The organism is Alteromonas sp. MmMcT2-5 (assembly GCF_022348315.1).
GTDB lineage: Bacteria > Pseudomonadota > Gammaproteobacteria > Enterobacterales > Alteromonadaceae > Alteromonas > Alteromonas macleodii.
The window spans coordinates 1-14,891 of sequence record NZ_JAKRFB010000035.1 but is presented as its reverse complement, the minus strand read 5'-3'; the positions used below and the strand labels follow the sequence as shown (position 1 = coordinate 14,891).

The 14,891-nt window shown below is 45.0% G+C and carries 17 protein-coding genes; 7 read left to right on the top strand and 10 right to left on the bottom strand.

Translation table 11 applies throughout. The features are described 5' to 3' along the window. Positions 1–396: a hypothetical protein gene (locus MHN09_RS14550; RefSeq protein WP_014950111.1), complete on the bottom strand. Its 396-nt coding sequence runs from the start codon at positions 394–396 to the stop codon at positions 1–3. Between the two features lie 121 nt (positions 397–517). Next, positions 518–769, bottom strand: coding sequence for a succinate dehydrogenase assembly factor 2 (locus MHN09_RS14545; protein ID WP_014950112.1), 252 nt, complete (start codon positions 767–769; stop codon positions 518–520). Positions 770–956: 187 nt separating this feature from the next. Here MHN09_RS14545 and MHN09_RS14540 point away from each other — a divergent pair, with 187 nt between their 5' ends. Continuing rightward, on the top strand, positions 957–2,003 hold the full coding sequence (locus tag MHN09_RS14540) for a glycine cleavage system protein T (protein ID WP_239241207.1): 1,047 nt from the start codon (positions 957–959) through the stop codon (positions 2,001–2,003). Positions 2,004–2,062: 59 nt separating this feature from the next. Next, positions 2,063–2,578 (top strand): peptidylprolyl isomerase, encoded by a 516-nt coding sequence (locus tag MHN09_RS14535; protein ID WP_014979789.1) that lies wholly within the window; start codon positions 2,063–2,065, stop codon positions 2,576–2,578. Positions 2,579–2,645: 67 nt separating this feature from the next. Here the strand turns inward: MHN09_RS14535 and MHN09_RS14530 are convergent, their stop codons facing one another. Together MHN09_RS14530 and nadE are read right to left on the bottom strand one after the other, a co-directional pair. Next, positions 2,646–2,984 carry a P-II family nitrogen regulator gene (locus MHN09_RS14530; protein WP_014950115.1) on the bottom strand — a complete coding sequence of 113 codons (339 nt, stop codon included), beginning with the start codon at positions 2,982–2,984 and terminating at the stop codon, positions 2,646–2,648. A 2-nt stretch (positions 2,985–2,986) separates the two neighbouring features. Further along, a complete protein-coding gene (nadE, locus tag MHN09_RS14525) occupies positions 2,987–3,823 on the bottom strand; it encodes an ammonia-dependent NAD(+) synthetase (RefSeq protein WP_014950116.1) in 837 nt (278 codons plus the stop codon). Between the two features lie 413 nt (positions 3,824–4,236). Here nadE and MHN09_RS14520 point away from each other — a divergent pair, with 413 nt between their 5' ends. Then, complete coding sequence (locus MHN09_RS14520; RefSeq protein WP_239241206.1) at positions 4,237–4,782, top strand: GspH/FimT family pseudopilin; 546 nt, start codon at positions 4,237–4,239, stop codon at positions 4,780–4,782. Between the two features lie 38 nt (positions 4,783–4,820). Here the strand turns inward: MHN09_RS14520 and MHN09_RS14515 are convergent, their stop codons facing one another. Continuing rightward, positions 4,821–5,213, bottom strand: a complete 393-nt coding sequence (locus MHN09_RS14515; RefSeq protein WP_014977002.1) for a prepilin-type N-terminal cleavage/methylation domain-containing protein — start codon at positions 5,211–5,213, stop codon at positions 4,821–4,823. A 78-nt stretch (positions 5,214–5,291) separates the two neighbouring features. On the opposite strand from MHN09_RS14515, the gene MHN09_RS14510 reads away from it, so the two are divergent. From MHN09_RS14510 to MHN09_RS14495, 4 genes are read left to right on the top strand one after another with little or no spacing between them, the layout of a single operon-like run. Continuing rightward, positions 5,292–5,846: a prepilin-type N-terminal cleavage/methylation domain-containing protein gene (locus MHN09_RS14510; protein ID WP_239241205.1), complete on the top strand. Its 555-nt coding sequence runs from the start codon at positions 5,292–5,294 to the stop codon at positions 5,844–5,846. Beyond that, positions 5,840–6,478 carry a potassium:proton antiporter gene (locus MHN09_RS14505; protein ID WP_239241204.1) on the top strand — a complete coding sequence of 213 codons (639 nt, stop codon included), beginning with the start codon at positions 5,840–5,842 and terminating at the stop codon, positions 6,476–6,478. The genes MHN09_RS14510 and MHN09_RS14505 overlap by 7 nt, the downstream gene beginning before the upstream one ends. Then, entirely contained in the window at positions 6,465–7,436 is a 972-nt protein-coding gene (locus MHN09_RS14500; protein WP_239241203.1) for a hypothetical protein, read from the top strand. Before MHN09_RS14505 ends, MHN09_RS14500 begins: the two co-directional genes overlap by 14 nt. 47 nt (positions 7,437–7,483) lie before the next feature. Next, on the top strand, positions 7,484–7,744 hold the full coding sequence (locus tag MHN09_RS14495; RefSeq protein WP_239241201.1) for a hypothetical protein: 261 nt from the start codon (positions 7,484–7,486) through the stop codon (positions 7,742–7,744). 81 nt (positions 7,745–7,825) lie between these two features. Here the strand turns inward: MHN09_RS14495 and MHN09_RS14490 are convergent, their stop codons facing one another. Genes MHN09_RS14490 through MHN09_RS14470 form a run of 5 tightly spaced genes read right to left on the bottom strand, consistent with a single transcriptional unit; the run spans position 7,826 to position 14,436 of the window. Then, positions 7,826–8,290, bottom strand: a complete 465-nt coding sequence (locus MHN09_RS14490; RefSeq protein ID WP_283625447.1) for a type IV pilin protein — start codon at positions 8,288–8,290, stop codon at positions 7,826–7,828. Between the two features lie 2 nt (positions 8,291–8,292). Then, a complete protein-coding gene (locus tag MHN09_RS14485) occupies positions 8,293–12,363 on the bottom strand; it encodes a PilC/PilY family type IV pilus protein (protein WP_049586579.1) in 4,071 nt (1,356 codons plus the stop codon). 8 nt (positions 12,364–12,371) lie between these two features. After that, positions 12,372–12,935, bottom strand: coding sequence for a PilX N-terminal domain-containing pilus assembly protein (locus MHN09_RS14480; protein WP_014950125.1), 564 nt, complete (start codon positions 12,933–12,935; stop codon positions 12,372–12,374). Beyond that, positions 12,932–13,789 carry a PilW family protein gene (locus MHN09_RS14475; protein ID WP_014950126.1) on the bottom strand — a complete coding sequence of 286 codons (858 nt, stop codon included), beginning with the start codon at positions 13,787–13,789 and terminating at the stop codon, positions 12,932–12,934. Before MHN09_RS14475 ends, MHN09_RS14480 begins: the two co-directional genes overlap by 4 nt. Further along, the gene (locus MHN09_RS14470; RefSeq protein ID WP_187446169.1) at positions 13,786–14,436 is read right to left on the bottom strand and encodes a pilus assembly protein PilV; all 651 of its coding nucleotides are present in this window, start codon (positions 14,434–14,436) and stop codon (positions 13,786–13,788) included. Before MHN09_RS14470 ends, MHN09_RS14475 begins: the two co-directional genes overlap by 4 nt. Between the last annotated feature and the right edge of the window lie 455 nt (positions 14,437–14,891).

The following is a 14,891-nucleotide window of genomic DNA, read 5'->3' as shown; positions in this document are numbered from 1 at the left end:
TTAAGGCGTTGCTTTTCGGGCCAAGATAATGGCTCTAGCCAACCGGCGATAGTCTGCTTCGCAGCACTCACCTTTTAAGATCCAAGCGAGATGGCTATGATCTTTTTCAAACCATCTGCGTTTTTGGCGCAGCACATTGATACACAGCCCCCAAGTAAAGAGCTGGGAAGAATGATGAATGTTCATTGATGTGCCGTCGACCTGAGCATCAACTAACAAGCTACCTTTTGGCATGCTTTGCAAATCCAGTGGGAGCGTGCTGTCGTCAACAACCCGGATAATACCATCGCTGGTCAAAGAGAGAGCGTATTGAGTAGCAGAAATTTTGTTACTAAACGCGTCATAAAGACGCCAGAAAATAACTAACGTGGTTGCAACAGCAACAAGCGCTATCAATTTTGAGAAGCTCAGCCAAGACCACAAGTATTGAGGAAGGCTGCACAATGCTGCGAAAAGACAAACAGCAACGCATACTTCCCCAAATAACCTTCTAAACCTATTGTGCGTAATGCAAATTCTATACTTTGACACGGTTGACGATAGTCGCCACCATGGCGGCTAGTTCAGGGTCTTCGCACTTTTGGTGTCCCATGATCCATGCAAACAAATCAGGGTCATCACTGGTAAGTAAACGTTCAAATGTTTCTTGATCTTCATAACTTAAAGAATCGAAGGCTTCTTCCACGAAAGGAAGTAAAAGTACGTCTAATTCTAGCATGCCTCTGCGACACGCCCACTTTAATCGCGCTAATCTTTTTGGTTCAAACATATGTCTTTCATACCGTTTTTTATTCGCTAACAATAATACCATGCCCTATGCGTGGGGATCACTGCTCTTTTGGTCAGATAGGCAAACTAAATAGAACTTAATCTGCGCACATTCCCATGTATTGCCCTTGAATATTGATGGTTTTACCATACCTTGAGTACATACAGCGAATTTTACAGTGGTGAATATGACATCTATCGCATCATTACAAAGTCTTCCAAGTGAATTTGTGGTCAAGCTTTCAAATGCCATGATAATTTCTTTGGAAGGAGAACAGGCCGACAGTTACCTGCAAGGGCAAATTACGGTCAACATTAATAAGCTAACCGAGAATACTGCCAGGCATTTCGCCCATTGTGATAATAAAGGCAAAACGTGGTCTACCGGGTACGTAACTCGCCACCAAAACAAATTATTGTTGGTTACCAATGAAGATGCGGGTAGTCATTCATTAGCACAGCTTAATAAGTATGGTGTGTTCTCTAAGGTTGATATTCTCGACGACACACAAACATACAGCGCTTATTTTATTTCGCTTGATGCAGTGAAAACTAACGAAGTAAAGGCAGCGTTAAGCCAGCTTTTTTCCGAAAACGAAGTGGAACGCCTTCTTGAGAGCGATACTCCTGACAATGGTTCTCTTAAAAAGGTCGAGAGCGAACACGGCGTCGCCTATTTTGCCAATACTAGCTGCAAAGGAATTATTGTTCTTTTAGATGATAATGGCGCAAAGCAAATAAATTCGTTAATAGAGGCGCAAACCCTTTCTTGCTATCCCCAAACCGTGTTTGACGCTATACAAATTCAAAGCGTACACGCTTTAGTGCAAGGCGACGCAGTGGCGGAATACGTGCCCCAGATGATTAATGTGCAGGCGCTCAACGGTATCGACTTTGATAAAGGCTGCTATATGGGGCAAGAGGTGGTTGCGCGAACCCGCTTTCTGGGTAAAAACAAACGCGCCGCCTACAGCTTTAAGCTTGAAGGTAACGTAAATATTAAACCTGGCGATGCATTAGAAAAGCAGTTGGGCGAAAATTGGCGTATAGCGGGCAAAATACTCAATGTTGCATCGCTTGATAATGAAACCTGGTTTATTGCAGTGCTCAACAACGATACCACCAGCGAAGATTTACACAGATTGGCTGATAATAACGCCATTACCTGTTACCCTAATACTTTGCCGTACAGTATTGAGCAGAAAGCTAGCAATATTGTGAAAAAACGTCGATAAGCAGTTTTTACTGCATTACATTTATTGCCCTTTATTAAAGGGCCAAGATAGGATTTGTTATGACAATTACTTCTGACAGCGTTGTAACGCTACACTACACCGTATCTACCGAAGACGGCACAACGCTAGACTCTTCAGAAGGGAAATCGCCACTAGTAGTACTACTAGGCCGTCGCTTCTTAATTGAAGGACTAGAAGATGCACTTATTGGTAAATCGAAGGAAGATAGCTTCAACGTTTCAGTAAACCCTGAAAAAGCATACGGTGAACGTGCTGACGAACTTGTACAAACTGTACCACGCTCAATGTTTGACGGTATGGATGTTGAAGTGGGTATGTCTTTCCGCGCAACTACGCCACAAGGTGAGCAATCGGTCATTATCATTGAAACAACTGACGAAGAGGTTGTTGTTGACGGTAACCACCCTCTTGCCGGTATTCCGCTAACTTTTGACGTGACTGTTGTTGACGTACGAGAAGCAACGAAAGAAGAGCTTGAGCACGGTCATGTGCACCAAGCAGAAAGCAGCTGCTGTGATCCTAAAACAGGTGAATGCTCTGACGATAAACACTAACGTGTGATAATCATCCAAAAAAGGGAGCCAGCGGCTCCCTTTTTTATGCTTAATAAACACCGATTAGTTAAATCGCGTCTTCGTTTTGTTCACCGGTACGAATTCGTACGGCGGTCTCAACGTTGTAAACGAAGATTTTCCCGTCGCCAATTTTGCCTGTCTTAGCTGACGTTTGAATAGCTTCAACCGCTTGCTCAACGCGGTCATCGTCCAGTACAAGCTCAATTTTGATCTTGGGTAGGAAGTCAACTTGGTACTCAGCACCGCGATAAAGTTCAGTATGGCCTTTTTGACGACCAAACCCTTTCACTTCTGACACTGTCATCCCTGCGATACCGACTTCAGCTAGCGCTTCCCTAACATCGTCCATTTTGAACGGTTTAATGATAGCTTCAATTTTTTTCATGACTACAACTCATCGTAAATTGTTGGAATTGGCACACGTTTATGCTGTGTACGCTCATAAATATAGAGCAATTTCTCTTCCACTTCCGCAGAAACTGGCTTTCCTTCCAAAAAGTCATCAATTTGGTCGTAAGACATGCCCAATGCTTGCTCATCGGCTTTTTGCGGAGACAGGCTTTCCAAGTCAGCAGTTGGCGCTTTAGTGATGACGTTATGTGGTGCACCCAAATGGGCTGCCACTGCACGTACTTGGCGCTTACTGAGACCAAACAACGGCGCAAGGTCACATGCACCATCACCATACTTGGTATAAAACCCTGTAATATTTTCAGCCGAATGATCGGTACCTAAAACGAGGCCATCAACCATCCCAGCAATTTCATACTGGATAACCATACGAGTACGTGCTTTAACATTTCCTTTCACAAAGTCTTGTTTCGCTTCATTGTCGGGAAGAAGGTTAGCACTGGCAAGCGCTTGTGAAGTAGACGCATGAATAGCATCTGCGCCAGGTTTTACATTCACTGCAAGAGAATGAGAGGGCTGGATAAAGTCGATAGATTTCTGTGCATCGTCTTCATCGGCTTGGGTATCATAAGGTAAACGAACCGCGATAAATTGGTATTTTTCGTGGTGCTCATCGTTTAATTCATTTACTGCTAATTGAGCTAACCGACCCAATGTGCATGAATCAATGCCGCCACTAATACCCAGTACCAGCGAATTTAAACCAGAAGTAAGTAACTGCTTTTTTATGAACGAGACTCGACGTGCGACTTCGTACTCTACGTCAATTTCAGGCAGCACTTTCATTTCATCAATAACTGCTTGTTTTTGCATCATTATATCCACGTATTTTTGGGGCGTCCTGGAACTTGATTCTACGACAATCTGACCGCAGATGTTAGTGGTATCCGCGCATCTATTTGGATTTACTCTTCTGGTATTGCAGTTGTGCAGCACTTAAGGTCAGCAATTTATTTATTATTAAGTTGAGATTCAAGCACAGCAGAACGACAAGCCATTAAACGTAAGGCGTATGGCCAAATATGCGGTTGCGCGGTAAAACATACCTTTGCCAACTCAAATTAGTTTACCCTAAAATATGAGTAAGTAGCGTAAAATTATGGCGCTACAACATTACATTGGAGAAAGGCGGCGCAAAAGCAAACCCGCCTGTTTCTCTTTATAGCAACGCGTGGAATCGAATACCGTTTATGACAAACACTAGGCTTACAGCACGACTATCCATAATGTCGAGACAGCAAGGATTAACCCTTCTAGAAATGCTTGTTGCCGTCGCTATTCTTGCCATTATTCTCACCACAGTTGCGCCTGGCATTCAAAATATCGTAATCAAGAATAGAATTACCTCTGACTTAAACAATTTAAGTGCAGTGGTTCAACGCGCTCGCTTTTCTGCGGTAGACGAACAAACGAACGTAGTGCTGTGCCCTACGCACAACTATACAGCCTGCACGTCGAGTTGGCGCAATGCAAAAATGGTGTTTATAGATGCAAATGGAAACGGCGGCCGAGATAACAATGAGGTCTTAATTGTAGCAAGCGATTCACTTAGTAATGCCAATACCATCTCCGGTATAACCGGCAGCCTTATCTTCGACGAGCAAGGCGGAATAGACCGCGCCGCAACCATCACTTTATGTCCCAATAACAACGATGCAAACTATGCGTCAGCACTTTTATTATCGCTTTACGGAAGAATATCTGTTGCCGTAGACAGTGATGACAACGGCAAAAAAGAAGACCTAGAAGGTAATGAGTTAAGCTGTAGCTAACCGTTCACTTTTCGTATCGTTAAGTTTCGAGCATTTTCTTACCAACATTCTGTGGGCGTCAGTGCGTCTTCACGTATTTTTATTACTCTACAGCTGTCCGTAGATGCTCTAGATGTCAGTGTAGCACTAATTTCATACATTCCCGTGTCGCTGATGGTTTGTGAGATGCGTACGCTGGCTATTCCAGAGGGTGGCAACGCATCGTGCGTTACGTACTCGCCTGTAAGTAGCCAACTTCGCGACTGAATTGCTTGGGCAGACAGAAGGTACGCTTTGACCTTGTTGAGCTGACTTAGTTGTTTGCTAGCGGTAATTGCCGACGTAGTCGCAACGCACAATATGCCTGCTATAGCCGTTGCAACCAGTATTTCTACAAGCGAAAACCCTTCAGTCAGATGATGTTGTATGTACGCTTTATAATTCCCTTCCATGGTACAGCTATCTCTCTAATTGAATTTCAGTACATTGAGATTACCAATTTGAACTAAGCAGGGTAACTGGACTTACGCATGGCTTTTCACGCTTACACATCCAACAACAAGCTAAGCATTCCACAACGGAGATTGAATGGGTTTACGCTTTTAGAAATGCTAGTCGTACTGGCAGTAATCAGTCTCCTATCGTTAATTGCTATTCCTTCATTTGATGCATGGAATGAGCGAAATGCCTTTAAACATGCTGCCACCGGAATAGCCTCACTCGCAAAACAGGCGAGAATGAAAGCATTAATAAACAAAAAGAACATGTTCCTGATTGCGCAAATTGAACATAATAGCTGTGTACTCGTGAGCGAAGAAAACTCGTGCTCTTGCGCCACCCGCCAAAGCTGTGCCTTGACTGAGTCGAGTTTCTTGTCACTGCCTTCGCGGTGGAATACAGAATTGAGCACAACCAATAATGAGGACAAGATTGTCGCGTTCAATAAAAACGGTACCCTCAATTTTGCGAGTAATACGACGCTAACGCTTTCAAGCCAGCGCTTCAGGGCAAAGTTAGTTATTAATACATTGGGGCGAATAAAGCTATGTAGCGTTCAGTCTATTTCTGGAATAGCGCCATGCTAAAACATGTAATGCGTCGTGGCGCAATCAAGCCGTATTGTGGATATAGTCTCACCGAACTGCTGGTGGCCTGTGGCTTGGCAAGTATAGTGATTTCAGCCGTTGCAACTCAAGCGGCGCGGTCGCACATTGCACAATCATCAATTCAACACGCTACCAGCGTAGAAGACGACATACGTGCGCTACAAAGTACAATTACACAACACCTAAGCAAAGCGGGTTTTGTTTACTCCCCTAACACCCTATCACCTTTCGGTGCGACCACAATCGAAAATACGGTATTCGAAATAACCACTGGCCACCGCGCAAATGAACCTGAAAATAGCTGTGTTACCTTTTCTTATGATAAGAACAAGGACGGCGTGGTATCGCAGGCTCAGGGGGAGTTTTTCGGATACCGATTGCACGACAATGCCATCGAGTACCGAGTAGCAGGACATTCCTGTATACAAAGCGGTTGGTACGACTTAACCGATACGCAAACTACGGTTGCCACCAAATTCACGGTTAACCGAAGGCACAGCAGTAGCTGGGGAAGTGCCTATGAAATTGAAATAGAGTTGCACAGTAAAGTTGATCCTACCGTCAAAAGCGCCAGAACGTTCATAGTTGAGGCTGTCAATGCCTACTACTAATACCGAAATGCAGTGGCCTCAAAGAGGCAACAGAAAAATTGAGTTTAGAACAAGCCATGGAGGGGTTGTACCTACACGCCCTACTGCACCGCTTCGTTTTCAGCAAGGCATCGCCGTGTTGGGAATTGTGGCCATATTATTAAGCGCTATTACCTTCTCAGCTATAAGTACATCACAGCAGGTTCAACAATTTTATACGATTGAAAAAACAAAGCGGGATACCGAGAAGGCGCATGTTACACACATGCAGCAAGTCAAAGAAATCGCCAAGCTGTTACGAAGTCATTCGGTCTCGCAAACGTTGAATAGGATAGACACATCCAATGCAACGATATTTATTGAGCAGACCGATTTAGTTGGTGAAGAACAGCAGTCTTTGCAACACTTTGACGTGCGGGTTTCACAAGACGAAAGTAATACGATTTACACAGCTAAATTTCTGCGCTATCCGTCACTGTTAAGGCTACCTACTTCAACTCAACAATTATCATGGGACAATCAGCTTACCGAATGGCTTTTTAATCGAAGCATAGAGCAGCTGAGTGCGACGTATTTTCCTCAAAGCGTTGCCAAACAGGATTGTGCGGACCTTCCGCCTGCCAGTATTTTCTGGATAGAGGGAGATTGCCAATTGGATAACGAAGATATAGCACACTCAGACGAAAACCAGCCTTTATTGCTACTTATAGTGGATGGCGACCTTTCGCTTCACGCCGATACGCAATTCCATGGTTTGATAGTTATGCTTTCCACCACGCCATATACGCACACTTTGCATATTTCGCCTGAGGCATCTATAAAAGGCGCTTACGTTTCCAACCACCCCTTGAACACGAGTCTTGATGGGTCATTAACACCGTCCACCACGGTGCTAAAAAACCTTCAATCGCACACTACACTCGCTAAAATTATCCCTATCCCGGGTTCATGGTATAGGAATAACTCAACAAACGATTGAGCTGAATATTAGGTAAACGAAAAACCAGAAATAAAGGATCCTCAAAGATGCCTAAATTGAAAAATACAGGAAGTATTTTAATTGAAGTGTTGCTGGCACTGCTTATTTTAACAAGCACTACCACCTATCTACTTGCCACTCGCATTGATTCTAGGCTTCTCTTTCAAGTGACTTTGAATGAAAACGCTGAGCACAATGGCTCATTGAATTCGGATCGACTCGCCCTGGTTAACGACCCGGTTGACCAACGTTGGGATGACATCGCAATATTTGGTGAACCGTCATTACTGGTAATTTCCGCCCAATAGCACATCAACGCTACGTTTTTTTAAGGCGTCAAAACGACCTGTGGCATTAATCGGTTTACGAATATCTACCAGTATTAATAATTAACATGACCAGCAATATTCATCGGACTCAAGGGATCCATTGTTATTTTTATCCCAACCCTTTCTCCCATCACTGAAGTAAAACAACGTGCCATCTGATGCTTGACCTGTACCGCTGACTGGCGTTGCCCTCAACTCATAAGCTGTTGCGCTGGCCGCTTGTATAGTTAAATTATAACGGCGATTTACTTGGGGCTCAGAAGACGGAGAATAAGTAGAAAAAACGGCTGGCGCGCCGGTGTTTGCGCCACCACTTGCCGCACCTTCATAACTGAAAGAACCACTGTGATGACGTTCCATTGCAGATGCGAACCCCAACAAGTCAGCCTGCCCGGTGCCGCGGTATCCATCGGCAATAACACCTTGGTAAGAAGGGTATGCAATGGCGGCAATAATGCCCACTATCGCCACAACTATCATAAGCTCAATTAATGAAAATCCGCTCTCTGTTTTTTTATGCTTCACAATTATTCCCTCTCTGTTTCTGAGTGCCAACTACCACGCTGAATTCGCTCGAATCTTCCGTAAATATTTTCAGCTAAACACTCAAATGCGTTAGTACATGCCTCGTCGTTGCCATCTTCATCAACGTCAATCACTGCTGAGACACATTCAGTACCCAAGCAAACCACTGGACTCACAATATCTTCTATAAGAATTTTGGTCTCTGGTGCGATGCCAGTTTGTTTTAATTCTGCTGAGCGGTCAGCGTCGTTAACTTCTCCGTCATTATTTACATCTGTGACGGCGTTGCCATTAAACATACTGACTAAATAAGCGCGACTATTACCCGTGGGCGGAGCACATGCACTGGTACTACTCACCGCCGGAACATAGGTCGTAAAGAACACCTTGTAATCGATAATTAGCGGAGAAGACAGTACCTTTTCACCGTTAGTGGTTAAATTCAAATACCACCCAGCCTTGTTAGCAAAGTCCTGTGAAGCCAACTCGCGCTCCCCCTCGTCACTACTATTTAAGGCATGACTCGTGGCGTTGTACATTCCACTCTCATAAACCGTTTGCATAAATGTGTAATTCCCATTTACATCACGGTTAAATACGCCGCTGTCTTTAAGCATATAAAAGTTGTCTTCAACTACGGTATCTAGCGGAGATGCACGCCATCCACTGCCAAGGGCTATGCCATAATACAACTCATCGCCTAGCGCTATCTCTGTTACGTCTGGCCCATAGTAGAAATGTCGGTTGGTTTCTGCTGTGTCGCCACCGAAGTCGGCAATGCGCGCGCCTTTTATAAAATTCGTACCTGAATTTCCATTATAGATGTCTAACCTGAATAACTGGCCGCCCATATCGGCCACATACATATGGTCCGCAAACCCATCGTTATCCCTATCAATAACTGAAATTCGCCCTGGAACGCTGTATGTCATATTCGTTAAGTTTAAATCCGCATCTTCATTACTTGCATGCCACAAGAGGCTGCCAGTATCAGCGTCGAACATAAACACAGCATTGCCAACGACATCATTTGCTCGAATAGCACGATCATCTTGTGCGTCATCGTAGCCACCGCCAACAATCATGACATTTTTAACTTGTCCGCCCATGTTCACTTTAGTGATTGTGGGTCTCGACCACGTCTGGCCCAACTTTGCCAGCGTCCCCGCCCCGCCTTCAATTTTGAATTTCAGCGTGGGTGAGGTCTTTTGCGTCACATCAAAGACATAATAATTACGTCCCCCCCTGCGCATACCAACATAAAGGTACTTGTTGTCTCCAACTGTTCTTAGAATCATGTCACCATCTAAGCCATATTTGTGCTCTAGCGATGATGTGTCTTTATAAAAATGATGTAGATTCTGCAGCAATGTTTTAGGCATGATGGCAAAGTTCTCTTCGCCTGTTGAAGTGTCGAATGAATGCAACATTCCTTGGTTGGTGGCGACAAAAATGGCCGAGTCGTCAGTACCGTAGTTAACAATTATAGGCTGAGAGTGAATGGGATCGCCCATTTGAGAGCGATAGTCAGTTGTACTTCCATCGCCGTTACTGTCTTTTACGTCCACGCCTCGAGTCCACTTTAAGATGGCATCTCTTAGTGCATTCGCATCAGTTTCATCCTGAATGGCAAGATCAGCATTCGTTATATTCGTATTGTTTTCGTGTAATTCATTGGCACTTCTTACAATGCTGCCCGTATCATTAAACACGTATATATTTCGGTTCCCGCCCAAGCGACTGGCTGCACCACCTTCACTTACCTCGCTACCGTCAGCAAGGGTTGACCAATAGCTGTGTGCATTTTCAGCAAAGAATCCCGTAACGCTATCCACCGCATTTAGGCTGTTTTTGTCGAGAATTTCATCACCACTTAAGCGATAACGTTTAAGGTTCCCTGGCCAAATCGCCCCCTCGCTCGGCTTAAATAATGCGAAGTATAATTCATCCCTATGGGTTAGACGGTTTAGCTGGTTAACCGCCACACCAGGCGACACAAAGGTTGCATTAATATCTTTTACAGAACGCAAAATAGTATTAAACGCCTCGAGCAAATCCGTACTGTTATCTGCCTGATAGAAACCACCACCACTTTGCAAAGCAAGCTGATTAAGGAAGTTGTTGGCGTTATTGTTCGCCGCAAACCCGATGGTGTGTGTAATAACCCTTGGGCCTATTACTGACGTTGACGCTTCACTGATATTTCTCACTAAATCTAGGCCGCACTTCTCACCGCTACTTCCGGTACAGCTTTTACCAAGTAACGTCTGAATTTTCGAAACACTGTGGTTGTTGTTCGCTTCACCGTCGGACAATAAAACAATGTGATTGTTTGTTTGGCACTGTAGGTCAGACACCGGTGAAATGTAACTTGCCGGTGTTGGGATCTGCTCAGTGATACAGTCGCTGTCTGACAAGTTGTCTTCCGAGCAGCCCGAAGGCAAAATTGAATCTGCACCTATGTAAGAGCTTCTGTGGCTCACACGAGTACTTCTTCGCACAGAGCTGCTAACGTCACTTTCCCCACGTTTTCGCCCATAATCTACGTCTCTACCGCCATAATAGTTAGCCGCTTCCAACAATGTGTCTACTATAGGGGTTAAACCGTTGGCGCTAAGCTCATCTATTTTGCTGATCAAATGTTCACGGACCGTTGCTGAAGCGTCAGGTGTCGCCGAGCCGTTAAACTTCACAATAAGCTTCGGTGCTTTAGATGGCGAGTTGTTATACGTATGCGCACCGCGGTACGACACAAAATCATCAAGAACAAAAGCCATATCGTTACCTGACCGCCACCCTGAACGATCCACAATTTGCTTAACAATGTTGCTCACGTCAGGCGTACGGTAGGTATAATTGTTGTAAAAATCAGGCATGGACCAGGTAATACCCGATGTTTTAGGCAAATTTCGTAAGCGGTTACGACGGTCTGGATGAAAATCAGACGCATCATCATCAGCTACGCCCCTAATACGCATGCTCGGGTTACCATAGGTCACCGTACTGTAAGCAGTAAATTCAAGATACGCTTCTGTTACTACCGCCCCTTGAGGAATGTTCACATTGCGAAATCGAACGCCTATGTAATCATTGTAAGATGGGTGGAAGGTCAGTTCACTGCCGGTATTCGGGTAGCCGTTTACGTTCTCTTCCAAGTTATCTCGTGAACTGGCTACTTGATAAATTGCTTCGCCTTGAACACAGCCCGTAGCGGTAGAGTCATCATAAGTTACCACTAACTGTGGCGCACCACTTTGGCCTACGTCACTGGCTCTTACCTCACGAGAGCTTGCTGAATCGGTGCTAGAGCCTTCTATTAAAATATTAAGGTTCTTGCCGCCACACCATGCCGATAAATCGACGACTTCTTGAATGACTGCACTTATGTCAGGTGTGGTTATCACCTCGCCTGAGGCGGGAAAGCTATTATCGGTTGCCCACTCAACGTTAGCCGCGGTCTTCGTTCGCGCACTCAAATTGTTCGAAGACGAAGCAAAGGCCGTGCTTGATGCCGATGCTTCAGCTGATATAACAAGGGATGTACCCGCCACATTGAATTTTTCTGAAGTAAACCTAATGCTGGCATTAACGATTGTCGCGCCTTGAGGTATGTTTAACTCGGTAAAACGCAGACCAGAGGTTACGGTTTGGATACCGCTGCTTAATACAAGGTCATTGCTGTCAGTGGTAACGCTACCGTCTATTTCATGTGCGTCGTGATCGTCTTCGTTGGTTGAAATGATAATTTCAGGTCTTACCGCTTCATCTATATTGCGAACCGGATAGAGGATTGGGCCACCGTAATCCGAAAAACGCATCAAACCTGCGTTAATATTGGTCGCCGAACCGAGCGCTTCTTTTAGTGCATTCTGTACGCGCAACATTCGAGTTTGGCTGGTGTTATCGTAAGATCCCATACTTCCCGATGAGTCCATGATAAACAGCACATTCGGGTTATAGGTTACGGCGTTATTTGCGTTGCCTAGGTAAATATCAAGGTCGTCACCAAACGCAGAGAAACCGATACAGCTAAATAGTGTAATAGAGGCAAGGTAAGTCGAGAGTTTCTTCATATTAATACCTATTGAGACGCAGGGCCAAATACAGAGGCAGCCAAGCTGTTCGCCACAACAGAAGATTTACCCGCCACTTTCCCACATCCTCTGATAATGAATACATGGCAATTGACGTTACTTCCACCAATCACGTTACTCGAGCCTCGACAAGCCTGCTCTCTGATAAACGCAGTGCGCGACCAACTCTTTGACGAGGCCTCACTTTGATACGTGCCATCCACCACATGTCTGTCACCAACAGCAAGGCCGCCTTCAGTCATATATCTGTCAGTCCACTCCCCGTCATCGAAACAGCTCATTGAATCTGCTTCAGGGTCAAACACGTTACCCTGCCGAGCTTCCGAGAGCGGGTCTGTCTTATTCGGGTCGGTAAGTAGGGTTTCATCTTCAGATTCAAAGAAAACGCCCGCGATCGCTGCTTCAGCAGCATCAAAAGCCAAACCACTTTGCTGCATAGACACTGCCATTTTAGACTGAGACAAGCTACTGGTTACCGCGCTTACCCCTAAAACAGTGATTGAAAGCAACACAAGAAGTGCGAATACCATCACTAAGCCTTGTTGTTTCATCGCGAACTCCTGACAAAATTTTTCATATTTCGAAGTGCCAACGTTTTTGAGAACACTTGATAATAATGGGCCGTGTCCATCGTTTTAGATGCTTCGTTTAACAGCGCATATTTCTGAGACTGTGTTTGTCTCACTTCATTTTGATAGCTTTTAAGCATTAGCGCCCAGCGCAGTGACACAACTTGTTGATTAAGCGCCCTTAAATCTTCAATTTCATCTGCGGTTACATACGAAACAGCTTGCCCTTGAGAATTGGTAATGCTGCTTGAAACGCCGAACTGCACTTGGAAACTTTCGACGTTATCGAGCAATGTTACGGTAAGGGGCGATACTGTCTGCACCTTTAGGCCACGAAGTACCCGACCATCATATCCTGTGCACTTAAGTGTACTGCCGCTTACAAAGTAGTGATTGACAACGTGAAACTCGAGACCGCCATAGCCGTGCTGGTTTCCAGTACAATCTTCGTCACTTAGTAGGCTCACAACCAGCTTATCACTGCCGCCACTAGAGGTTTGTATGCTGCCTAGTGTCGCGTTGGTAGCGAAATCCCCTGCTACAGCGATGGGGTGATTTTCCACATAGGCCGCTTCGGCAACGATATCAACGGATGTATCCACATCCGCGACTATCTGATCATAACGGCCGACTTCATAGAATTCTGCAGAGAGGCGAGCCATGATAAAGCGGCCTGACTCTTGTACTTGAGCCACGGCTTGATTGAGCTTATTCGTCACACTACTACTGACGAGCACTTGAATAATCGCGCCTGATATCACTAACCCCAGCGTTAACGTAATCATTAACTCGACAAGGGAGAAACCCTGCTGTGGGCGGTGGCGACGTGCATTCATAATGTAATGTCCTTAAACACACATGCGTTACTGTCACCTTCAGATTCGTTACATCGCGCATTAAGGGTATGGGTCTGATTTCCCGAAGAAGCGACAGGCCACGTCAACAACACTTCTACACGAGAACCTGCACTACAGCTGTAAATATCTGCCGTATTGTTGTCGTCACACGATACCGACACTTTAGTTTGAGGATTGGTTTGTACCGCTGAACACGATAGCGCCCAACCATCGTACTCAGCCATCTGTGCTTCAGTACAAGCCTGGCCTTCGCAATTTGGGATCCCTGCCGGCCTTGCCAGACAGTAGCAGTGATAAGGATGAGACGAGCCAGAACAACTTAACGTGGCAAAATTATAGGTATCGCTAGAGAAGTACGCATTGTTGACTACCATGCCGTCTCCCACTGTTGCTGGGCGAGCGGCGGCTCTCAATCGTTCTGCAAGTTGTGCTGCCACCATTTCGGCCTGAGTTCGGCTTATTGCGTCTTTATTGGCAAAAGAGCCCGTGAACTGGAGCGCAGCAACACCCAGTAAGCCCACAGCTAATATAAATAAGGTGATTAAGATCTCTATAAGACCTGCACCGCTTTGTGCGCGAATATGACTTCCCTTCACTCGCTTCATTATCACCTTTTCAGCAATCATCTTTTTTTGCCATATACCTAACATTCAAATTGGTGTTATCACCAATGTAGTATAGTAAGACAAAAGCGTATAACACTGGGTATCAATGGTTATTAAAACGTATAATTTTCTGTGACCTGTTCTAGCAAGCAAGTACAAGGCAGACTGCTCGACCATTTTATCTTTAAAGTAACAGGCTCTAAATGGTTAGCGTGCTATAACACCGCTTTACAATGTACGTTTACGGCACAAAAGGTGCTACCTTAAAGCCGAACCGTGTAGCCTGTTCATGTTAAAATACCCAGTTCTAAAGGTATTATTATCCATTCGCAACTTGTTGAATTTCCAGTAGACAAAAGCATAAAAAAACACCGCAACTAAGTGCTAATGCCGTTCACTTAAGGTGAGCGGCATTTTTCTTTCTGCTGTATCGCTGTGGTCTCTTCTTAACTGTTCGGGGGAAGCTGCGTTCTCGC

Coding starts and splice junctions, on each gene's coding strand:
- MHN09_RS14535 (WP_014979789.1), top strand. CDS start 2,063: ATGACAATTACTTCTGACAGCGTTGTAACGCTACACTACACCGTATCT.
- MHN09_RS14470 (WP_187446169.1), bottom strand. CDS start 14,436: ATGATTGCTGAAAAGGTGATAATGAAGCGAGTGAAGGGAAGTCATATT.
- MHN09_RS14520 (WP_239241206.1), top strand. CDS start 4,237: ATGTCGAGACAGCAAGGATTAACCCTTCTAGAAATGCTTGTTGCCGTC.
- MHN09_RS14480 (WP_014950125.1), bottom strand. CDS start 12,935: ATGAAACAACAAGGCTTAGTGATGGTATTCGCACTTCTTGTGTTGCTT.
- MHN09_RS14475 (WP_014950126.1), bottom strand. CDS start 13,789: ATGAATGCACGTCGCCACCGCCCACAGCAGGGTTTCTCCCTTGTCGAG.
- MHN09_RS14505 (WP_239241204.1), top strand. CDS start 5,840: ATGCTAAAACATGTAATGCGTCGTGGCGCAATCAAGCCGTATTGTGGA.
- MHN09_RS14510 (WP_239241205.1), top strand. CDS start 5,292: ATGGCTTTTCACGCTTACACATCCAACAACAAGCTAAGCATTCCACAA.
- nadE (WP_014950116.1), bottom strand. CDS start 3,823: ATGCAAAAACAAGCAGTTATTGATGAAATGAAAGTGCTGCCTGAAATT.
- MHN09_RS14500 (WP_239241203.1), top strand. CDS start 6,465: ATGCCTACTACTAATACCGAAATGCAGTGGCCTCAAAGAGGCAACAGA.
- MHN09_RS14485 (WP_049586579.1), bottom strand. CDS start 12,363: ATGAAGAAACTCTCGACTTACCTTGCCTCTATTACACTATTTAGCTGT.
- MHN09_RS14545 (WP_014950112.1), bottom strand. CDS start 769: ATGTTTGAACCAAAAAGATTAGCGCGATTAAAGTGGGCGTGTCGCAGA.
- MHN09_RS14530 (WP_014950115.1), bottom strand. CDS start 2,984: ATGAAAAAAATTGAAGCTATCATTAAACCGTTCAAAATGGACGATGTT.
- MHN09_RS14495 (WP_239241201.1), top strand. CDS start 7,484: ATGCCTAAATTGAAAAATACAGGAAGTATTTTAATTGAAGTGTTGCTG.
- MHN09_RS14540 (WP_239241207.1), top strand. CDS start 957: ATGACATCTATCGCATCATTACAAAGTCTTCCAAGTGAATTTGTGGTC.
- MHN09_RS14515 (WP_014977002.1), bottom strand. CDS start 5,213: ATGGAAGGGAATTATAAAGCGTACATACAACATCATCTGACTGAAGGG.